At 68.2% G+C, this 20,114-nt stretch carries 15 protein-coding genes and 3 tRNA genes; 3 read left to right on the forward strand and 15 right to left on the reverse strand.

What is annotated here, in order from left to right; all coding sequences use genetic code 11:
* Position 1: 1 nt before the first annotated feature.
* From IG194_RS05340 to IG194_RS05370, 7 genes are all read right to left on the reverse strand, one after another.
* A complete protein-coding gene (locus IG194_RS05340) occupies positions 2–1,102 on the reverse strand; it encodes a YCF48-related protein (protein WP_134163392.1) in 1,101 nt (366 codons plus the stop codon).
* Between the two features lie 828 nt (positions 1,103–1,930).
* Positions 1,931–4,588, reverse strand: a complete 2,658-nt coding sequence (gene pepN, locus IG194_RS05345; RefSeq protein WP_058490778.1) for an aminopeptidase N — start codon at positions 4,586–4,588, stop codon at positions 1,931–1,933.
* A 60-nt stretch (positions 4,589–4,648) separates the two neighbouring features.
* Entirely contained in the window at positions 4,649–5,494 is an 846-nt protein-coding gene (locus tag IG194_RS05350) for a DUF2797 domain-containing protein (protein WP_043313557.1), read from the reverse strand.
* 13 nt (positions 5,495–5,507) lie between these two features.
* Positions 5,508–5,768: a YeaC family protein gene (locus IG194_RS05355; RefSeq protein WP_058490780.1), complete on the reverse strand. Its 261-nt coding sequence runs from the start codon at positions 5,766–5,768 to the stop codon at positions 5,508–5,510.
* A 243-nt stretch (positions 5,769–6,011) separates the two neighbouring features.
* Positions 6,012–6,878: a rhomboid family intramembrane serine protease gene (locus tag IG194_RS05360; RefSeq protein ID WP_058490782.1), complete on the reverse strand. Its 867-nt coding sequence runs from the start codon at positions 6,876–6,878 to the stop codon at positions 6,012–6,014.
* Complete coding sequence (locus tag IG194_RS05365) at positions 6,875–7,858, reverse strand: metallophosphoesterase (protein WP_009621082.1); 984 nt, start codon at positions 7,856–7,858, stop codon at positions 6,875–6,877. Before IG194_RS05365 ends, IG194_RS05360 begins: the two co-directional genes overlap by 4 nt.
* A complete protein-coding gene (locus IG194_RS05370) occupies positions 7,855–8,742 on the reverse strand; it encodes an NAD(+) kinase (protein ID WP_009621081.1) in 888 nt (295 codons plus the stop codon). Before IG194_RS05370 ends, IG194_RS05365 begins: the two co-directional genes overlap by 4 nt.
* 108 nt (positions 8,743–8,850) lie before the next feature.
* On the opposite strand from IG194_RS05370, the gene IG194_RS05375 reads away from it, so the two are divergent.
* On the forward strand, positions 8,851–9,795 hold the full coding sequence (locus IG194_RS05375; protein ID WP_058490783.1) for a DUF1853 family protein: 945 nt from the start codon (positions 8,851–8,853) through the stop codon (positions 9,793–9,795).
* A gap of 302 nt (positions 9,796–10,097) precedes the next feature.
* Here IG194_RS05375 and IG194_RS05380 read toward each other — a convergent pair whose 3' ends face one another.
* From IG194_RS05380 to IG194_RS05390, 3 genes are all read right to left on the reverse strand, one after another.
* On the reverse strand, positions 10,098–10,997 hold the full coding sequence (locus IG194_RS05380) for a 1-aminocyclopropane-1-carboxylate deaminase/D-cysteine desulfhydrase (protein WP_058490785.1): 900 nt from the start codon (positions 10,995–10,997) through the stop codon (positions 10,098–10,100).
* Positions 10,998–11,039: 42 nt separating this feature from the next.
* Positions 11,040–12,419 carry a hypothetical protein gene (locus tag IG194_RS05385; protein WP_058072007.1) on the reverse strand — a complete coding sequence of 460 codons (1,380 nt, stop codon included), beginning with the start codon at positions 12,417–12,419 and terminating at the stop codon, positions 11,040–11,042.
* A gap of 233 nt (positions 12,420–12,652) precedes the next feature.
* Positions 12,653–14,689, reverse strand: a complete 2,037-nt coding sequence (locus tag IG194_RS05390) for an NADPH-dependent 2,4-dienoyl-CoA reductase (protein ID WP_058490787.1) — start codon at positions 14,687–14,689, stop codon at positions 12,653–12,655.
* Positions 14,690–14,874: 185 nt separating this feature from the next.
* On the opposite strand from IG194_RS05390, the gene IG194_RS05395 reads away from it, so the two are divergent.
* Together IG194_RS05395 and IG194_RS05400 are read left to right on the forward strand one after the other, a co-directional pair.
* The gene (locus tag IG194_RS05395; RefSeq protein WP_058490788.1) at positions 14,875–15,993 is read left to right on the forward strand and encodes a carbon-nitrogen hydrolase family protein; all 1,119 of its coding nucleotides are present in this window, start codon (positions 14,875–14,877) and stop codon (positions 15,991–15,993) included.
* A gap of 2 nt (positions 15,994–15,995) precedes the next feature.
* On the forward strand, positions 15,996–17,033 hold the full coding sequence (locus tag IG194_RS05400) for an AraC family transcriptional regulator (RefSeq protein WP_009621073.1): 1,038 nt from the start codon (positions 15,996–15,998) through the stop codon (positions 17,031–17,033).
* 218 nt (positions 17,034–17,251) lie between these two features.
* Here IG194_RS05400 and IG194_RS05405 read toward each other — a convergent pair.
* From IG194_RS05405 to IG194_RS05425, 5 genes are all read right to left on the reverse strand, one after another.
* Positions 17,252–17,328 (reverse strand) — tRNA-Asp (locus IG194_RS05405).
* Positions 17,329–17,443: 115 nt separating this feature from the next.
* Positions 17,444–17,520 (reverse strand) — tRNA-Asp (locus IG194_RS05410).
* Between the two features lie 15 nt (positions 17,521–17,535).
* Positions 17,536–17,611 (reverse strand) — tRNA-Val (locus IG194_RS05415).
* 521 nt (positions 17,612–18,132) lie between these two features.
* Positions 18,133–18,894, reverse strand: a complete 762-nt coding sequence (locus tag IG194_RS05420; protein ID WP_134163509.1) for an SDR family oxidoreductase — start codon at positions 18,892–18,894, stop codon at positions 18,133–18,135.
* 5 nt (positions 18,895–18,899) lie between these two features.
* Complete coding sequence (locus IG194_RS05425; protein ID WP_043267464.1) at positions 18,900–20,111, reverse strand: O-succinylhomoserine sulfhydrylase; 1,212 nt, start codon at positions 20,109–20,111, stop codon at positions 18,900–18,902.
* Positions 20,112–20,114 lie beyond the last annotated feature (3 nt).

The raw sequence follows: 20,114 nt of genomic DNA on the forward strand, positions 1-20,114 counted from the left end.
CTCATTGTTGTTCTGTCAGCTCGGCGCCGGTCGCCGAAGCCAGGTGGATGCCGCCCTGGCCGACCAGGACCAGGTTGCCGTCGCCAGCCGCGCCGACCCCGGCCAGCGCCAGGCGGTCGGGCCGGTTGAAGATGTTGAAGGTGCGCCCGTCGTCCTTGCTCACCAGCACGCTGCCGCTGTTGCCGACCACGGCGATGCTGCCGTCGGGCAGCAGCGAGCCTTCGGCCAGGCCGAACTCCAGGGTGCCGTCACCGGCGATGGGCAGCGCCACCTGTTGCCAGGTGTCGCCGAAGTCGGTGGAGCGGAACAGGTGCCCGCGCAGGCCGTAGATCAGCACGGTGCCGGGCTGGGCGGTGCCGACGGCGCCGAACAGCGAACCCTCGTAGGGGCCCTGCAGTTTTTCCCAGGTGGCGCCCCAGTCCTTCGAGCGGAACAGGCTGCCGGATTCGCCCACCACCAGCAGGCCGGAATCCTTCACCGCGGCGATGCCGTTGAGGTGGAACTGGTCCTCGTTGTCCAGGCGCTCGCTGACGTCTTCCCAGCTCTTGCCGCCGTCGTGGGTTTCCAGCATGGCGCCGTAGGCGCCCACGGCCAGGCCGTGGCTCTCGTCCTGGAACCATACGTCCAGCAGCGGCGCTTCGCGCTTGAGGTCTTCGAACTGCCGCGTCCAGGTGGCGCCGCCGTCCTCGCTGGCGAGGATCTGCGCGTCGTGGCCGACCGCCCAGCCCTTCTTGTCGTTGACGAAGAACACCGCGGTCAGCAGCTGGCGGGTGGGCACCTTGGCCTGGGCCCAGGTCTTGCCGTTGTCGTCGGAATAGAGGATATGCCCACGGTCGCCGACCGCCACCAGGCGCTTGCCGGCGTGGCTGACGCTCAGCAGCAGGCTGCTCGGGGCCTTGGCCGAAGCGATGGCGTAGCCATCGGTGTCGCTGGCCGGGGCTTCGCTCGCGCCGGCATGCAGCGGCGCGGCCGCCAGCCACAGCAGCGAGAACGCGCCGAGCAGCGAAAGCGATTTGCGCAGGGGGGACGGGGTGGCGGAAACCGAGAGCCCGGACGAACGCACGGACAGCTCGCCGGTGGCGTGCCGCAGATGCTCACGCATATAGCCTTACCTCTTTGTTTTTATTGCAGGCGGATAGGGAGTGGTCGTTATATGCCAGCCTTTGCCCAGCCTGACAATTAAAGGCACGTTATCTTTTGTTAAGCGCAGCGGGAGTCATCCAAAAGGACTAGGGAAAGCTGCAGCCCAGTAGCCACGCGGCCTCCAGCGCACAGGAAAAAAGATACCGACGGTAACACTCCGGGTATTTCCGGGTACCTGGAAGCGCCCGTGGGAACACTTGGGAGCTTGGCTCGGTCGGCGGGCGGATGCTTTCCTGGGAGCGAGCTTGCTCGCGAACGGGAGTTGCCGGCGGCTGTGTGCGTTGAGGTTAAGAGCGCCCTCTCCCCAACCCTCTCCCGCAAGCGGGAGAGGGGGCTGTCCGGAGAACCGTAGGATGGCGTTGAGCGAAGCGATACCCATCGCCATGGTCCGATGGGTATCGCAAGCTCAACCCATCCTACGAAAAGCGTCCCGGCTCTGCGGCGAGGCAGTTGCTTCTGCATGGCAAAAGGAGCACCGCCGTAGGATGGCGTTGAGCGAAGCGATACCCATCACCATGGTCCGATGGGTATCGCAAGCTCAACCCATCCTACGAAAAGCGTCCCGGCGCTGCGGCGAGGCAGTTGCTTCTGCATGGCAAAAGGAGCACCGCCGTAGGATGGCGTTGAGCGAAGCGATACCCATCACCACCACCGCATGGGTTTCGCAGGCTCAACCCATCCTACGAAGAACGCCTCGGCGCGATTGGCGAGACAGCAAATCCACAGGCGAAAAAAAGGTGTTACCGGCAGGGCCGATAACACCTTTTTTCGTCAGCCAAGAGCAGCGTCAGGCGAGGCTCTTGCTGACCACCTCGTAGACGTCGCTGGACAGCTCGCCCGAGGCCAGGATGCGCTCCAGCTCGGCGCGCATCAGGGCCTGGCGCGCCGGGGCGTATTTGCGCCAGCGGGTCAGCGGCGCCAGCAGGCGCGAGGCGATCTGCGGGTTGAGCGCGTTGAGGGTGATCACCTGGTCGGCCAGGAAGCGGTAGCCCGCGCCGTCTGCGCGGTGGAAGTTGACCAGGTTCTGGTTGGCGAAGGCGCCGATCAGGGCGCGGATCTTGTTCGGGTTCTTCAGGGTGAAGGCCGGGTGGCCCATCAGCGCCTGCACGCGCTCCAGGCCGCCGGGCAGGGTGCAGCCGGCCTGCACGCTGAACCACTGGTCCATCACCAGCGGGTTGTCCTTGAAGTAGTCGGCGAACATTTCCAGGCCCTTGGCCTTCTCGTCGTCGTATGGCGAGTTGACCAGCACCGCCAGGGCGGTCAGGCGTTCGGTCATGTTGTCGCAGGCCTCGTACTGCTCGAGGCAGGCCGCCAGCACTTCGTCGCCGCCCACCAGCATCAGGTAGGACAGCGCGATGTTCTGCAGGCTGCGCCGAGCGATGTGCTCGGCCTCGGCCAGGTACGGCGTCTTGCGCGAGGCCTCGCGGTTGGCCTGGTAACGCTGCCACAGCGGCTCGCGCAGGGCCTCGGCGATGCGCTTGCGGGCGAACTCGCGGGCGGCGTGGATGGCCTCGACGTCGGCCACTTCGCTCAGCTCCGTGAGGTAGGCCTCGCTGGGCAGCGAGAGCATCTCGGCGACCATCGCCTGGTCCAGGGCGTTGTCCTGCAGCAGGGTGTGGAAGGCAGCGATCAGGCGCTCGTCGAGCACCAGCTGCTCGCCGCGCTGGTGCTGGCCGATCAGTTCCTGGAGCACCTGCACCGACAGCTGCTGGCCGGCTTCCCAGCGGTTGAAGCCGTCCTCGTCGTACTGCATGAGGAACATCAGCTGGTCGCGGTCGTAGGGGAAGCTCAGCTTCACCGGCGCGGAGAAGCCGCGCAGCAGCGACGGCAGCGGCTTCTCGGCCAGGCCGACGAAGGTGAAGGATTGCTCGGCCTCGGTCACCTGCAGCACGCGGTTGCTGCCGTGGGCGTGTTCCTCGCCGGCCAGGCGCAGCGGCAGCGGGTTGCCCAGGTGGTCGAGCAGGCCCATTTCCACCGGGATGACGAAGGGCTGCTTGTCCTTCTGGCCCGGGGTCGGCGGGCAGCTCTGGCGGAAGGTCAGGGTGTAACGCTGCGCCGCGGCGTCGTAGCTTTCCTCCACCGCCAGGCGCGGGGTGCCGGACTGGCTGTACCAGCGCTTGAACTGCGTCAGGTCGACGCCGTTGGCGTCTTCCATGGCCTTGACGAAGTCGTCGCAGGTCACCGCCTGGCCGTCATGGCGCTCGAAGTACAGGTCGGTGCCCTTGCGGAAGCCCTCGGCGCCGAGCAGGGTGTGGATCATGCGCACCACTTCCGAACCCTTCTCGTAGACGGTCAGGGTGTAGAAGTTGGAGATTTCGATGAAGGAGTCCGGGCGTACCGGGTGGGCCATGGGGCCGGCGTCCTCGGCGAACTGGTTGGTGCGCAGGAAGGCCACGTCCTCCACGCGCTTGACGGTGCGCGAGTTCATGTCGGCGGAGAACTCGCTGTCGCGGAACACGGTGAAGCCTTCCTTGAGCGACAGCTGGAACCAGTCGCGGCAGGTCACGCGGTTGCCCGACCAGTTGTGGAAGTATTCGTGGGCCACCACGCCCTCGACGCGCTGGTGCGCGGCGTCGGTGGCGGTCTCGGCCTTGGCCAGCACGCAGCTGGAGTTGAAGATGTTGAGCCCCTTGTTCTCCATGGCGCCCATGTTGAAGTCGTTGACCGCAACGATCATGAAGATGTCCAGGTCGTACTCGCGGCCGTAGACCTTCTCGTCCCAGCGCATGGCCTTCTTCAGGCTGTCCATGGCGTGCTGGCACTTGTCGATGTTCTCCGGTTCGACGTAGATGCGCAGGGCGACTTCGCGCTCGCTCAGGGTGGTGTAGGTGTCTTCCACCGCCCAGAGGTCGCCGGCGACCAGGGCGAACAGGTAGGCCGGCTTCCTGAACGGGTCCTGCCAGGTGGCCCAGTGCCGCCCATCCTCTTCCGAACCGCTGGCCACCGGGTTGCCGTTGGACAGCAGCACCGGGTACCGATGCTGCTCGGCAGAGACGGTGGTGGTGAAGCTGCTCATCACGTCCGGGCGGTCGAGGTAGTAGGTGATCTTGCGGAAGCCCTCGGCCTCGCACTGGGTGCAGAACATCTTGCCGGACTTGTACAGGCCTTCCAGGGCGGTGTTCTTCTCCGGGTGGATGCGCACGGTGCTGTCGACGGTGAACTGTTTCGCGGTCGGCTGCAGGGTCAGGTGGTTCTCGTCCAGTTGGTAGTCGCCCTCTTCCAGCACGCGGTCGTCCAGGGCCACCCATTGCAGCTCCAGCTGCTGGCCGTCGAGCACCAGCGGCGGCAGGCCCTCACCGCGCTCGGGGTTGCGCCGCATGACCAGTTGCGCGTGGACCAGGGTGTGGTCCTCGTACAGCTCGAAGGTCAGGTTGGTCTCGTCGATCAGGTACTCGGGCGCCTGGTAGTCCTTGAGGTAGATGACTTTCGGTTGATCGGTGCGCATGTGGCCCTCCGGGCAGCTTCAAGCTTCGAGCTTCAAGCCGCAAGTTCGTGGTTCGCCGGCTCAGCTTGCCGCTTGAGGCTTATAGCTGATGGCTAGCTGATAAGCTGTGTACTTACGGATATTGATGACGCCGGTGTCGAAGATCAGGTACTGGCCCTTGATGCCTTGCAGGGTACCCTCCACCACCGGCGTCTTGTCCAGATCGAAGCTGGTGATCTTGGCCAGGTAGGCCTGCACCGGGTAGCGGATCTCGATCGGCTCGATGTCGCTCACCGGCTGGATGGCCTGCAGGCCGAAGCGCTGCTGCAGCTCGCGCAGGCCCTCGGCGCAGTGGTCGAACAACTGCTCGCGGATGGCCGCCAGGTCCAGCGGCTCGGCCTCGCCCTTGAGCAGGGCGCGCCAGTTGGTGCGGTCGGCCACCTGGCTGCGCAGCAGGTCTTCCACCAGCCCGGACTGCTGGCGCGTGGCCACCCGCAGGATCGGCAGCGCCTGGCGCGCGCCCTGGTCGATCCAGCGCGTCGGCACCTGGGTGGCGCGGGTGATGCCCACCTTCACACCCGAGGAGTTGGCCAGGTAGACCACGTGGTCGGTCATGCAGAAGCGCTCGCCCCACGCCGGCTCGCGGCAGGTGCCTTCGTCGTAGTGGCACTTCTCCGGGCTGACGATGCAGCTGTCGCACTGCGCCAGCTTGGTGAAGCAGGGGTAGCAGTAGCCCTGGCTGAAGCTCTTCTTCGTCTTGCGCCCGCAATGGCAGCAGTGGATGGCGCCCAGGTATTCCAGGCGCAGGGTCCTGCCGATCAGCGGGTTGACCGCGATTTCCGCCTCGCCGAGGCGGAAGGCGTACTGCACGGGGCTTTCAAGGCGCGCCGACATCTTGCTCAGGGCGCCGCGTCCTAGCTCTTCCATCAAAGCCCGGCCATCAGTGCAGCGAATTGGACGAGAAGAGGATGTTGGGGATCGGCTCGGCGTGGGACTCGCACTCCTGCGGGCCCATGTAGCCGGTGCGCTGGTCCTCGGGCAGGTTCTGCAGCTCCCAGGCGATCATCGCCTGCAGGCACAGCTCCTTCTGCTCCAGGCTCAGCTTGCGGCCATCCGGCCATTTGCCGATCTCCACGGCGAGCTTGAGGCTCTCGTAGATTTCCGGGGTGATGTTCTCGATGGTTTCGGCGAAGGACGACATGGGGCCGGCTCCTGCTGGGGGCAAAACCGGCATTCTACCGGGCCGGGCGGCCTGGCGCACGAACAGAGGTCAAACGGTGGCATGGACGTAGGGCGTATGACGTTCCGCGTTATACGCCGGTTGGCCGTGGCCGCCGGCCTGCTCGCGGTCATGCGGGAAACCGATAACCCTGGTGCCGGTGATGAATTGGATGTTGCGGCGATGGGTATCGCTTCGCTCAACGCCATCCTACGGCGCCAAGGATCAGGCCTGGCGCCCGCGCGCCAGCATGCCGCCCAGCGCGCCGGTCAGGCAGCCGATCGCCAGCCCGCCGACGTGGGCGCCGTTGGCGATGGAGCCGAAGCCCAGCAGGTCGATGACGCCGGACAGGCACACCAGCAGCCAGAGCAGCATCATCGCCACCACGCCCTTCGGCAGGCGGTAGGCCGGGGTCGGCGCCAGCAGCTGGAATATCCAGCAGTGCCCGAGCAGGCCGTAGAGCACGCCCGACAGGCCGCCGAACAGGCTCGGCCCGGAAGCCAGGTACTGCACGACGTTGGACACCAGGCCGAAGCCCAGGCTCAGGCCCAGCAGCATGACGCCGCCCTGGCGGTATTCGATGCGCCGGCCCAGTTCCCAGTACCACATGGCGTTCATCGCCAGGTGCAGCCAGCCGAAGTGGATCAGCATGGGCGTGAACAGGCGCCACCACTGCCCCGCCGCCAGGCCCTCGGCCAGCGGCTGGAACAGCACCCGGTCGCTGCCGACCAGTTGGAAGTCCTGGAAGGTGAACCAACGCAGGGTGTCCGGGTTGCCGCCGAGCAGGGTCAGGGCGGCGACCACGAAGGTCACCAGCAGCACCGCGGCGGTCACCTTGCTGGCCCGCACCTGGGCCAGGAAGCCCGGGCCGCGGCGCTGCGGCAAGGTATTGGAAGCCAGCTCGGGGTCGCCCTGCGGGTAGCGCCGGTAGAGGTCGCGCACCTGCTCGGCCAGGCTTTCGTCCGGCACCCAGAGCACCTGTTCGCCGGCCTCCTCGCTGACCCGGAAGGGCAGGTTCAGGCGTTGCAGCAGGCCGACGAAACCGGCGAGGTCCGCCGCCAGGGGCAGGCGCATGGCCACTACCGCGCTCACTCATCCTCTCCCGGACGCTTCACGTCCACCCAGACGAACTTGTCGCGCTGCAGGCGCGTTTCCTGGTCCAGCCGGTAGGCCACCAGCTTGCCGTACATGACCGCGCTGTAGTCCAGGCAGGCCAGGTTCGGGCGGATCGGCGCCGGCGTGCCGCGGCGCCAGTAGTGGCCGACGAACAGCAAAGGCTCGTCGGCGCCGTAGCTCAGCAGGCTGGACTTCTGCTCGGCGCTCAGGCGCTCGGCGGCCACCTCGTCGGGCAGCGCGTCGGGCTGGAAGACGATGTCGCCGTAGGTCTCCGGCTCGCGGTCCTCTTCCCAGAACTTGGTGCGGAAGAACGCGCGGGTGAAGCCGTCGCTGCCGGTCAGGGTCATGCCGTTGGGCAGGCGCATGTCGGTGCCGCGCAGCAGGCGGTTGCACACCTGATAGGCGAAGCTGCCGTGCTCGGCGGAGGACTGCAGGAAGGCCTCGTCGATGCGCCCGTCGGGGAACTGCCGGCGCAGCGAATCGATCAGCTCGTTGTCCCAGCAGGCGTGGACCATGCGGAAGCGCCCGGCGTCGAGGAACAGCGGCAGGCGCCGGAACCAGCCGAGGAAGTCGCGCCAGTCGCCGGGGTGGCCCTCGAACTGGTCGAGGGTTTCCTGGATCAGCCGCGCGTGCCGCGGGGTGTGCTCGCGCAGGTACTGGCGGCCGCTGCCCGGCGCCGCCGGGGTGGACCAGCCGAGCAGGTTGTACTCGTGGTTGCCCATGATGCACAGGGCCTCGCCGGCGGCGACCATGTCGTGCACCCGGTGCAGGGCCTCGCGGATGCGCGGGCCGCGGTCGACGATATCGCCGAGGAACAGCGCCTGGCGCCGCGGGTGGCGCCAGACGCCGCCGTGCAACTGGTAGCCCAGCCGCTCCAGCAGGCGGTCGAGGGTGTGTGCGCAGCCGTGGACATCGCCGATCAGGTCGTAGCCACGGCCCGGGTCGAGTTCGCTCACTCGCTGCTCCCCAGCCGGCTGCCCCAGCCGAGCTTGGTCCGGCAGACCTCGTAGTAGTTGTGGTCGATCGGGTGGATCAGGCGCAGCTTCTGCGGCTTCTTGCTCACCGTGACCATGTCGCCCGGCGCGCAGGTGAAGTGGTTCTGCCCGTCGCAGGAGACCTGCGGGTAGATCTGCATGTTCGGCGACACCACTATCTTCAGCTCGCTGTTGCCATCGACCACGATCGGCCGGCTGGACAAGGTGTGCGGGTACATCGGCACTATGACGATGGCGTCCAGCTTCGGATGCATGATCGGCCCGCCGGCGGACAGCGAGTAGGCGGTGGAGCCGGTGGGCGTGGCGACGATCAGGCCGTCGGCCTTCTGGCTGCAGACGAACTGGCCGTCGATGTGCAGCTCGAACTCGATCATCCGCGTCGACTTGCCGGGGTGCAGCACCACGTCGTTGAGCGCGTCGCCCTGGCCGATGGATTCGCCGTGGCGGCGCACCTGGGCGTCGAGCAGGAAGCGGCTTTCGACGATGTACTGGCCGCCGAGCACCTCGTCCACCTTGGTTTCCAGCTCGTCCGGGCGGATGTCGGTGAGGAAGCCCAGGCTGCCGCGGTTGATGCCCAGCACCGGCACCTTGTGCCGGGCCAGCGCGCGCGCCGCGCCGAGCATGCTGCCGTCGCCGCCGACGACGACGACCAGGTCGCAGATCTCGCCCATGATCTTCCGCGAGCAGGTCTGCAGGCCGTGGCCGGGCAGCACTTCGGCGATGGTGTCCTCGAGGATCACGTGCAGGTGCCGCTCGGTCAGGAAGCGCTTCAGCCGGCGGATGGTTTCCAGCACCTGGGTGCTGCCGAGGCGGCCGATGATGCCGATGTTGCGAAAGGATTCCATGAGACTCCAGGCGGCGGGTGCGAGCGGGTAGTGCCCGGAATTATGGGGGAAACCCCCGAACAGCGGCAAACCCGCGCACCAGCGCGGGCGTTCGGCTAGGCTGCACGGATGAAGTCGACCGCCTACCTGCTCGCTGAGCTGCTAGCCGAACTGCGCCAACCCGCGGTACGCGACCTCGCCTGGACCCTGCTCGGCGAACCTCTGCTGGATGCCGGCGCCCTGCCCCTGCGCCATCCGCTGGCGGCGAGCCGCTGGCTGGCCGAGCCGCGGCTTCTGGGCGACTGGCTGCGCGAACAGGAAAGGCACAGCGAAGCGCTGCAGGCCTGGCTGCAGAGCTCGCCGCAGCAGCGCCTGGGCCGCTACTACGAACGCCTCTGGCAGTTCGCCCTGCAGCAGGCCCCCGACCTGCGCCTGCTCGGCGCCAACCTGGCGGTGCGCGACAACGGCCACACCCTGGGCGAGCTGGACCTGCTGCTGGAGGACGACGACGGCCTGCACCACCTGGAGCTGGCCATCAAGCTCTACCTGGGCCCCAGCCGCGAAGGCCCGGACGACTGGCTCGGCCCCGGCGCCGAGGACCGCCTGGCGAACAAGCTGCGCCACCTGCGCGAGCACCAGTTGCCGCTCTCCTCCACTGCGCACGGCCGCGCCCTGATCGCCGGTTTCAGCAGCGCCCCGGTGCAAGCCGCGCTCTGGCTGGGCGGCTACCTGTTCTACCCCTGGCCCGGCGAGTGCCCGGCGCCGGAGGGCGCCAACCCCGAGCACCTGAGCGGCTCGTGGCTGCACCGCAGTCACTGGCCCCTGTACCGCGCCCAGGGCACGGGGCGCTGGCAGCCGCTGCCGCGCAGCGAATGGCTGGCTCCGGCGCGCAAGACCGCCGACGAGAGCTGGACGCCGGAACGCTTCGATGCCTGGTTGGCGCAACTGCCGGCGGATGCTTTCCCGCAGTTGCTGGTGCGTCTGGAGGAACAGCAGGGGGAATGGTACGAGGCCGAACGGCTGTTCCTGGTCGGTGACCAGTGGCCAAGGGTGCATAACGGCTATTCCCACTGATGGCTGCCCGGAGCGGCGGGGTGGTTCCGTAGGATGGGTTGAGCGAAGCGATACCCATCGCCATGGCAGCATGGGTTTCGCAAGCTCAACCCATCCTACGAAGAGCATCTCGGCGCAGTCGGCAAGACAGTCGCGCCTACAACCGTGCCCTACGTGTTCGCCGTGGAGTACGGCCTACACCTGTAGGAGCGGGCCCTGCCCGCGATTCCGCGCGCAGGGCGCGCGAATGACGTGGGTGGGTCGTAGGAGCGGATCTTATCCGCGATCCGCGCCGATCTATCCGTCTGGCGCGAACGAACGCCCTACGGCAATCGCCGCAAACGCTCTTCCATCGCCCTCCGCCCCTGCAGGCCGCCGCTGTGCACGGCGACCAGGCGGCTGCCGCGGGGTACCCGCCCGGCGCTTACCTCGTCATGCAGGGCCAGCAGCAGCTTGCCGGTGTACAGCGGCTCCAGCGGCACGCCAGTGGCCGCCTCGAAATCGGCCATGAAGCGCACCAGCCCGGCATCCACCTTGCCGAAGCCGCCGCGGCTAGCGTCCAGCAGGCGATAACCGCCATCTTCATGCCCCGCCTCGGCCAGCAGGCGCGGCAGCATGGCTTCCACGCCATGGCCAGGCGGCACCGCCAGGGCGCCGATCAGCGGGTGCATACCCTGCTCGCCCAGCACCAGCCCGGCCAAAGTGGTGCCGGTGCCACAGGCGGCCCAGAGCTGGTCGTAGCCGCTCCAGCCGATGCCCGCCAACTGTTCGCGCAGCTGTTCCACCAACGGCGCGCACCCCAGCGCGCCGGGCAAACCGCCGCCACCCTCGTCAACCGCCAGCAGGCGCGGGTAGCGTTCGCGCCAGGGCGCCCAGAAACCTTCGGCATGGCGCTCGCGGTAGCCGGCGTAGCCGAGCCAGTGCAGTTGCATGCCCCAGGCGCGCAGGTCGCGCACCGTGGGCGTGTCCTGCTCGTTTCCGCGCAGCAGGCCGACGGTGGCGAAGCCGAAGCGCTGGCCGGCGGCGGCCAGGGCGTGCAGGTGGTTGGAATGGGCGCCGCCCAGGCTGATCAGGCCTTCCAGGCCCTGTTCGGCGGCCTGGCGCAGGTAGGGCGCCAGCTTGAACCACTTGTTGCCGGACACCCGCTCGTCGACCTGGTCCAGACGCAACAGCGCCAGCTCGACGCCAGCTTGTTCCAGCCAGTCGAGGCGCAGCTGTTGCAAGGGAGGTAGCGGGCGCCACTCGGGGAATCGCAGGGCAGCCACCTAGCCCGCGGTCACGCCACGCAGGCCGCCGCTGGTCTTGTGCCGGGCGCAGCAGTTGCTGTCGCCGTCGACGAAGCGGCCCGGAGTATCCACCCGGTCGACCGGCAGCGCGCAACGTTCGCCGTTGGACAGGCGGCCGTCGCAGGTCGGCTGCTGGTAGTGGGCCAGCCACTGGCAATACTGGGCTTCGGAGACGAAGCATTTGGCGGCGGCGTAGGCCATGGGGTTTTCCTGGTAGCGCGGGATGTCCTGCAGCGGAATGGTCAGGTGCCCGGCGCCGGGATGATAGACGACGAAGATCACCCCGAGCGAGGTCAGCTTCTCCAGCAGCGCATCGCTCTGCGCCCGCGCCGCCTGGGCAGCCAGCTCGCGGCGCAGGGCCTCGTTGTCCTGCTGCAGCTGGCGATCCAGTTCGTTGCGGTAGCTCAGTTCGGCATCGCGCAGCGCCAGCTGTTCCTTGTACTGGGCGATCACCGCCGCGACCTTCGCATCGGCCTCGCCCTCGAACTGCGTGCGCAGTTCCTCCAGCTCCGCGCGCCCCTGCTGCTCGATGCTGCGCAGCTGCGCGGTCAGTTCCTCGCGGCCGCGCTGGAAGCCGTCCACCCGCTCATCCAGCTCGCGGCGCAGGCCGGCATTGATTTCTTCCTCGCGCTTGAGCCCCTCGCGCAGCGCGGCCAGTTCGGCCTGCAGCACCTTGACCTGTTCCTCGGCGCCCAGGCGCAGGCGCTGCAGCTCCTGCTCGTGCTGCTGGCTCAGGCTGGACAGGCGCGAGGCCTGCTGGCCGAGCAGCTCGGCGGTCTTCTGCCGGTGTTCTTCCAGCATCGCCTGGGCCAGCTTCTCGGCCTGCTCCTGCGGGTCCTGCGCCGGCGTCGCGTACCACTGGTGCTCGGCGGCGACCTTCAGGCGCTGCGGCTCGACGGCGACGGGCTCCTCCTCCACCAGCAGGCCGAGGTGGTTGCGCCGGATCGCGTCGCGCAGCATCACCAGGTGGTTGTTGCCCGTCACCAGGCTCGGGTCCCACAGGTGCATCTGGTGCCAGGACACCGGGCATTGGCTGCGGCAGGCCAGGCGGATCGGCCCGGCGCCCATGTCCGGGCCGCGCCCGGCGCGGTCGGCGAGCTGGCGCAGCGGCAGGTTCCAGCCGCGGTCGGCCTCGCCGTTCTCGTCGAAATCCAGGTAGAAGAACACCGCCGCCTTGACCTGCAGGCGCCCGTTGATCAGCACATAGGCCAGGCGCATCTGCCGGTCGGCGAACTCGTGCATCTGCACGACGTTGTCGAGCAGGGCCTCGAATTCGGGATAGAGCATCTGCTTGCAGATGCCTCGCTCATCGAAGAAGGCCACGGCCTCGACCATCTGAGGCTTTTTCTGCAGGCTCATGACGGGACCTCTGGACTGTCGCGAACAGGGTTGGGCCCGCACAGGGGCCGGCAGCCGGGCTTCGAACGCACCGCTGCCGGGGCAAGTCTAGGGGAAATAGTGACGCAGGCGATGTGACTGGGTTGGCAGTCACTCGGCTGGCTGTAAGAAGGCGACGTACGACAGACAGAAAACTGTGACGGGCTCCGCCCTTTGCCGCCCGGACGGCGCATCCGGGCGGCAAAGGCCAGGGATCAGAGTTCGGCGGCCAGGCGCGAGCCCTGGTTGATGGCGCGCTTGGCATCCAGCTCGGCGGCCACGTCGGCGCCGCCGATCAGGTGCACCTTCTGCCCGGCGGCGACCAGGCCGTCGTGCAGCTCGCGCAGCGGCTCCTGGCCGGCGCAGACGATCACGGTATCCACCGGCAGCACCTGCGGCTCGCCCTCGGCGATGCGGATGTGCAGCCCGGCGTCGTCGACCTTGAGGTACTCCACGCTGTTGAGCATCTGCACCCGCTTGTTCTTCAGCCCGGTGCGGTGGATCCAGCCGGTGGTCTTGCCCAGGCCGTCGCCGACCTTGGACTTCTTGCGCTGCAACAGGAACACCTGGCGCGCCGCGGCATGCGGGTGCGGCTGGATGCCGGCGACGCCGCCGCGGGCTTCCAGGTTCTCGTCGATGCCCCACTCCTTCCAGAAGGCGTGGCGATCGAGGCTGGTGGATTCGCCGTCATGGGTGACGTACTCGGAGACGTCGAAGCCGATGCCGCCGGCGCCGATCACCGCCACCTTCTGCCCCACCGGCTTGCGCTCGAGGATGGCGTCCAGGTAGCTGATCACCTTCGGGCTGTCGATGCCGGGGATGGCCGGGGTGCGCGGGACGATGCCGGTGGCCAGGAGGATTTCGTCGAAGCCGCCCTTGGCCAGGTCGTCGACCGACACGCGGGTGTTCAGGCGCAGGTCGACGCCGGTGGTCTCCAGCTTGCGCTTGAAGTAGCGCAGGGTCTCGTAGAACTCTTCCTTGCCCGGCACGCGTTTGGCCACGTTGAACTGCCCGCCGATCTCGCCGCCGGCGTCGAACAGCGTCACCTGGTGGCCACGCTCGGCGGCCACGGTGGCGGCGGCCAGGCCGGCCGGGCCGGCGCCGACCACAGCGATCTTCTTCACGTGGGTGGTGGGGATGTAGTTCAGCTCGGTCTCGTGGCAGGCGCGCGGGTTGACCAGGCAACTGGTCAGCTTGCCGCCGAAGGTGTGGTCCAGGCAGGCCTGGTTGCAGCCGATGCAGGTGTTGATCTCGTCCGCGCGGCCTTCGGCGGCCTTGTTGACGAAGTCCGGGTCGGCGAGGAACGGCCGGGCCATGGAGACCATGTCGGCGTCGCCCTCGGCCAGCACCTGCTCGGCCACTTCCGGGGTGTTGATGCGGTTGGTGGTGACCAGCGGGATGCCCACCTCGCCGCGCAGCTTGGCGGTGACCTTGGTGAAGGCCGCGCGCGGCACCTTGGTGGCGATGGTCGGGATGCGCGCCTCGTGCCAGCCGATGCCGGTGTTGATCAGGGTGGCGCCGGCCTGCTCGATGGCCTTGGCCAGCAGGACGATCTCGTCCCAGGTGCTGCCGCCTTCCACCAGGTCGAGCATCGACAGGCGGTAGATGATAATGAAGTTCGGCCCCACCGCCTCGCGCACGCGGCGGACGATCTCCACCGGCAGGCGCATGCGGTTCTCGTAGCTGCCGCCCCAGCGGTCGGTGCGCTGGTTGGTGTGGGCGACCAGGAACTGGTTGATGAAGTAGCCTTCCGAACCCATGATCTCGACGCCGTCGTAGCCGGCCTGCTGGGCCAGGGCCGAGCAGGTGACGAAGTCCTGGATCTGCTTCTGGATGCCCTCCTCGTCCAGCTCGCGCGGCTTGAACGGGTTGATCGGCGCCTGGATGGCGCTGGGCGCCACGGATTTCGGGCTGTAGGCATAGCGCCCGGCGTGGAGGATCTGCATGCAGATCTTGCCGCCGGCCTCGTGCACCGCCTGGGTGACGACCTTGTGCTTCTCGGCCTCCTCGGCGGTGGTCAGCTTGGCCGCGCCGGCGTACACGCCGCCTTCCTCATTCGGGCCGATGCCGCCGGTGACCATCAGGCCGACGCCGCCGCGGGCGCGCTCGGCGAAGTAGGCGGCCATGCGTTCGAAGCCGTTGGGCTTCTCTTCCAGGCCGGTGTGCATCGAGCCCATCAGGGTGCGGTTGCGCAGGGTGGTGAAGCCCAGGTCCAGGGGCGCGAGCAGGTGCGGGTAGCGGGCGGCGGTCATGATTCCTCCACATCGGGCATGGTGCCGGGGCCTCGGACGGGCCACGGTCGGTATGGGGCAGACTCTAAGCAGCGCCCCGGGCGTGCTCAATGACCGGAAATGACAACTTACTGATCGAAGATGACAGCACCGCTTGGCAAGCCGGCGCCGCTCCCCTACCCTGACGGCCAGTCCCGGAGCCCCGCATGCGCAAGCTGACATTCCTCATCCTGGTCACCCTCTTCGCCGCCTACGCCGGCTGGGCCGAACGCCGCCCGGTGGGCCACTACCTGTCCGACCTGCGCAGCCAGGTGGTGCTCAACCAGGGCGCGCCTTCCGCACGCGGCAACCTGCTGGGCGTGCAGCCCGAGCTCTACGCCCCCGACTACCAGAACGTCGAGCGCCTGCGCCTGAAGCTTGCGGCCTACCTGGAGAAGGCCCGCAGCGAGGGCCTGCTCGGCCCGCGCACGGTAGTGGTGTTCCCCGAGCACATCGGCACCTGGCTGGTGGCCGCCGGCGAGAAGCCCGAGGTCTACCAGGCCCGGCACCTGGCCGAGGCCATGCAGTGGATGGCCGTCAGCAACCCGGTGAAGCTGGCCCGCGGCTGGCTCATCGCCAAGGGCCGCGACCGTTTCACCGACGCCCTGTTCCGCATGAAGGCGGTGGACATGGCCCACGACTACCAGACGCTGTTCGGCGGCCTGGCCCGGCAGTTCGGCGTCACCCTGGTGGCCGGCTCCATCGTCCTGCCCAACCCCAAGGTGGAGGACGGCGTGCTGGTGACCGGCAACGGCAGCCTGTACAACGCCAGCCTGGTGTTCGGCAGCGACGGCAGGCCGCTGGGCCAGCCGCAGCGCAAGGTCTTCCCCATCGACGACGAGAAGCCCTTCATCCGCGCCGGCCACAGCGACAACCTGCAGGTGCTGGACACACCGGCCGGGCGCCTGGGCGTGCTGATCTGCGCCGACAGCTGGTACCCGATCAACTACGCCGTGCTGGCCTCGGAAAAGGTCGAGCTGCTGGCGGTGCCCGCCTTCCTCACCGGCAACGGCCAGTGGCAGCAGCCCTGGCGCGGCTACAACGGCGCGCGCACGCCTTCCGACGTGCAGCTCAAGCCCGGCGAGCTGAGCGAAGGCCAGGCCTGGCAACGGCTGGCCCTCGGCGGGCGCCTGGCCGCCAGCGGCGCCCAGGCCGGCATCGCGGTGTTCCTCCGCGGGCAACTGTGGGACCTGGGCAGCTCCGGCCCCGGCCTGGTGGTCGACCGAGGCGGCCAGCAGCTCGCCGAGGACGTCCCCGGCGCGCGCCTGATCAACCTCTGGCTGTGACCATGAAGCAACCGGGCATGCGGCTGGGCGACCTCTCCATAGGCTTCGTCCACGGCCTGGCCGATGCCCTGGAAGATCGCGGCGTGCCGGCGCAGCCGCTGCTGCTGCAGTACGGGCTGGACGCAGCGCGCTTCGCCGAACCCGGCGGGCGCCTGTCGATCCCGCGCTACATGCGCCTGGGCCACGCGGCCATCCAACTCAGCGGCGACCCCGCCCTGGGCCTGCGCATGGGCCAGTTCAGCCGCATCCAGCAACTCGGCCTGCCCGGCGTCACAGCCGCCCTGGCCCCCGACCTGCGCGCCGCCAGCCGCGCGCTGATCCGCTTCGAACCGCTCTACGCGCAGAATTACCGCGGCCGCTCCAGCCTGGCCGAGGATGCCGGCGGCGCCTGGCTGAGCTTCTATTCCATCAGCCCGTACAACGCCTACAACCGCTTCGTGGTGGATTCGGTGCTGGCCGGCTGGCTCAGCTACCTGGCGCGCATCGCCGGGCAGCCGCTGCGCCCGCTCCGGGTGGAGATCGAGTACCCGGCGCCGGACTATGCGGCCCGCTACGAGGAATTCTTCGGCTGCCCGGTGGAATTCGCCGCCGGCGCCAACCGCCTGCGCCTGGACCAGGCCAGCCTGGCCCTGGGCAACCGCGAGCACTGCCCCAGCACCTGGCGGCAGATGCAGGAAATCTGCGAGAAGGAACTGGAGCTGCGCACCCGCACGCGCACCCTGCGCGAGCGCGTGGTGCAACTGCTGGGGCCGCTGCTCAACGGCCGCGAGCCGGACCTGGAAGAGGTCGCCGCGCGCCTCAAGCTGCCGACCTGGACGCTGCGCCGCAAGCTGGCCGAGGAAGGCACGCAGTTCCGCAGCATCCTCAACGAGACGCGCCGCGACCTGGCGATGATCTACATCCGCGACACCGACCTGGCCTTCGGCGAGATCGCCTACCTGCTCGGCTTCGCCTCGGCCGAGGCCTTCCAGCGCGCCTTCAAGCGCTGGAGCGGCCAGCCGCCGGGGGAATACCGCCGCGCGCAGCGGCAGGCCGGCTGATCACATCTCGGTGGCGTCGTCCGCCGGCTCCGGCGGATCGCACTCGGCGAGGTGCTCTTCGAGCAGTTCTTCCTGGTAGTCGTCCATGGCTGCCTCCCATCGCGTTCGACAAGGTCATGGATGCAGCCTAGACGGCGTGGATGAAGCGCACATGACCGAGGACTTTTCCCGGCGCAATGAAAAAGCCCCCAGGCATGGCTGCCTGAGGGCTTGGAATATGGCGCAGCGGACGGGACTCGAACCCGCGACCCCCGGCGTGACAGGCCGGTATTCTAACCGACTGAACTACCGCTGCGCGTCGGCTGGACTTGCGTCCAAGGGTGTTACGGCCTTCCATCCTGCCTGTCGCTACGGAGCTTTGACTCTACGTGGCGGCGAGTTCGGGGTGGTGAACTCCAGGAGGGGGAAGATGGCGCAGCGGACGGGACTCGAACCCGCGCCCCCCGGCGTGACAGGCCGGTATTCTAACCGACTGAACTACCGCTGCGCGTAACTTGCGAGATGGTGGGTGATGACGGGATCGAACCGCCGACCCTCTGCTTGTAAGGCAGATGCTCTCCCAGCTGAGCTAATCACCCTTCGTCTCGAAGTGGGGCGCATTCTACCGGCGGCATTTCCTAAGTCAATGCCCTGGTTGGATTTTTTTTGAAATTTCGTGCTTTGGGGGAACGCGGGAAGCCAGCTGCCTTTGGGGTTGGGTGTAGCGCGCCGCTGCGAGCATCCGCTTTCCGGGTGCGTCGAGCTCAACCGCGACGCCGGGCATGAGTCTGGTGTAACGGCGGATAACCGCGAACGGTTATTCGCCCTACGCCAGACTCGACCTTGGCGTAGGGCGCACAACGCCTACGGCGTTATCCGCCGTTTGACCTCGATCCCAGGCGCGCTTCGGAGACGGTCACGGAGCACTGCTTTCCGGGCGCTTCGAGCCCGACCGCGACGCCGGGCATGAGTCTGGTGTAACGGCGGATAACCGCGAACGGTTATTCGCCCTACGCCAGTCTCGACCTTGGCGTAGGGCGCATAACGCCTACGGCGTTATCCGCCGTTTGACCTCGATCCCAGGCGCGCTTCGGGGACGGTCACGGAGCCCCTCCCTACCTCAGTCGAGATAGATCATCTTGCGCGTCATGCCGCCATCGACGACGAACTCCTGGCCGGTAACGAAGCCGGCGTTGTCGCCCAGCAGCCAGGCCACCAGCGCGGCGACGTCTTCCACCGTGCCGACGCGGCCGACCGGGTGCTGGTCGTGGTCCAGCTCGGTGAGCGGCGCCGCCTGGCGCTCGTGGAGGTCGCGGGCGTCGATCCAGCCGGGGCTGACCGCGTTGACGCGGATTTCCGGGCCCAGGCTCATGGCCAGCGCGTGGGTCAGGGCGAGGATGCCGCCCTTGCTCGCCGCGTAGGCTTCGGAACTGCGCTCGGACTGGTGCGCGCGGGTCGAGGCGATGTTGACGATGCTGCCCTGGTGCGCCCGCAGGTAGGGCGCGCAGTGCTTGGCCAGCAGCATCGGGCCGCTGAGGTTCACCGCCAGGGTGCGGTTCCACTCGTTGAGCGTCAGGCTCTCCAGCGACGTGACGCCCGGGCGGGCGATGGCCGCGTTGCACACCAGGGCGTCGAGGCGGCCGAACTGCCCGAGCACCTCAGCCACGGTCTGCGCCACCTGGCTTTCCTGGGATACGTCCAGGGCGATGAACCAGGCCTTGTCGCCCAGCGCCTCGGCGACCTTGGCGCCGCGCTCGCGGTCCTGGTCGACCAGCACCACCTGCCAGCCCTCGGCGATCAGCCAGGCGCTGATCCCCAGGCCGATGCCCCGCGCCGCGCCGGTGACCAGCGCGACCTTGCCGTTGCCGATGATCGCTGCCAGGTCGCTCACAGTGCCGCCAGGCCTCGTGCCAGGTCCTTCTTGATGTCGTCGACGTCTTCCAGGCCCACCGCGACGCGGATCAGGTTGTCGCGGATGCCGGCGTTCTCGCGCTCCTGCGGCGACAGGCGGCCGTGGGAGGTGGTCGCCGGGTGGGCGATGGTGGTCTTGGTGTCACCCAGGTTGGTGGTGATGGAGATCATCCGGGTGGCGTCGATGAAGCGCCAGGCCGCGGCCTTGTCGCCCTTCACCTCGAAGCTGACCACCGCGCCGAAGCCCTTCTGCTGCCGCTTGGCCAGCTCGTGCTGCGGGTGGCTGGGCAGGCCGGCGTAGTAGACGCGCTCGATGCCCGGCTGCTGTTCCAGCCACTCGGCCACGTCCTGGGCCGCGGCACAATGCGCCTGCATGCGCACGCGCAGGGTTTCCAGGCCCTTGAGGAAGATCCAGGCGTTGAACGGGCTCAGTGTCGGGCCGGCGGTGCGCAGGAAACCGACCACGCCTTCCATCAGCTTGCGGCTGCCGGCGACCACGCCGCCCATGCTGCGGCCCTGGCCGTCGATGTACTTGGTCGCCGAGTGGATCACCACGTCCGCGCCGAGTTTCAGCGGTTGCTGCAGCGCCGGGGTGCAGAAGCAGTTGTCCACCGCCAGCAGCGCGCCATGGGCGTGGGCGATCTCGGCCAGGGCGGCGATGTCCACCAGCTCGGCCAGGGGGTTGGACGGCGACTCGACGAACAGCAGTTTGGTGTTCGGCTTGATCGCCGCTTCCCAGGCCTTGAGGTCGCTCAGCGGCGGGTAGTCCACCTGCACGCCGAAGCGCTTGAAGTACTTCTCGAACAGGCTGATGGTCGAGCCGAACACGCTGCGCGAGACCAGCACATGGTCGCCGGCGCTGCAGTGGGTCATCACCAGCGAGAGGATGGCCGACATGCCGGTGGAGGTGGCCACCGCCTGCTCGGCGCCTTCCAGGGCGGCGATGCGCTCTTCGAAGGTGCGCACCGTCGGGTTGGTGTAGCGCGAGTAGACGTTGCCCGGCACCTCGCCGGCGAAGCGCGCGGCGGCGTCGGCGGCGCTGCGGAACACGTAGCTGGAGGTGGGGAACAGCGCTTCGCCGTGCTCCGCCTCCGGGGTGCGTTGCTGCCCGGCGCGTACCGCCAGGGTATCGAAGGCGGCGCCTTCCAGGTCACTGTCCAGGCGACCGGCTTCCCATTCCTGTGCCATCCC

The organism is Pseudomonas sp. ADPe, assembly GCF_014843515.1.
Classification (GTDB): domain Bacteria; phylum Pseudomonadota; class Gammaproteobacteria; order Pseudomonadales; family Pseudomonadaceae; genus Pseudomonas; species Pseudomonas citronellolis.

What these genes read in the sequence shown, in the direction of transcription:
- IG194_RS05390 (WP_058490787.1), bottom strand. Translation starts at nt 14,689, where the DNA reads ATGACCGCCGCCCGCTACCCGCACCTGCTCGCGCCCCTGGACCTGGGC.
- IG194_RS05385 (WP_058072007.1), bottom strand. Translation starts at nt 12,419, where the DNA reads ATGAGCCTGCAGAAAAAGCCTCAGATGGTCGAGGCCGTGGCCTTCTTC.
- pepN (WP_058490778.1), bottom strand. Translation starts at nt 4,588, where the DNA reads ATGCGCACCGATCAACCGAAAGTCATCTACCTCAAGGACTACCAGGCG.
- IG194_RS05395 (WP_058490788.1), top strand. Translation starts at nt 14,875, where the DNA reads ATGCGCAAGCTGACATTCCTCATCCTGGTCACCCTCTTCGCCGCCTAC.
- IG194_RS05350 (WP_043313557.1), bottom strand. Translation starts at nt 5,494, where the DNA reads ATGGAAGAGCTAGGACGCGGCGCCCTGAGCAAGATGTCGGCGCGCCTT.
- IG194_RS05400 (WP_009621073.1), top strand. Translation starts at nt 15,996, where the DNA reads ATGAAGCAACCGGGCATGCGGCTGGGCGACCTCTCCATAGGCTTCGTC.
- IG194_RS05425 (WP_043267464.1), bottom strand. Translation starts at nt 20,111, where the DNA reads ATGGCACAGGAATGGGAAGCCGGTCGCCTGGACAGTGACCTGGAAGGC.
- IG194_RS05375 (WP_058490783.1), top strand. Translation starts at nt 8,851, where the DNA reads ATGAAGTCGACCGCCTACCTGCTCGCTGAGCTGCTAGCCGAACTGCGC.
- IG194_RS05370 (WP_009621081.1), bottom strand. Translation starts at nt 8,742, where the DNA reads ATGGAATCCTTTCGCAACATCGGCATCATCGGCCGCCTCGGCAGCACC.
- IG194_RS05355 (WP_058490780.1), bottom strand. Translation starts at nt 5,768, where the DNA reads ATGTCGTCCTTCGCCGAAACCATCGAGAACATCACCCCGGAAATCTAC.
- IG194_RS05340 (WP_134163392.1), bottom strand. Translation starts at nt 1,102, where the DNA reads ATGCGTGAGCATCTGCGGCACGCCACCGGCGAGCTGTCCGTGCGTTCG.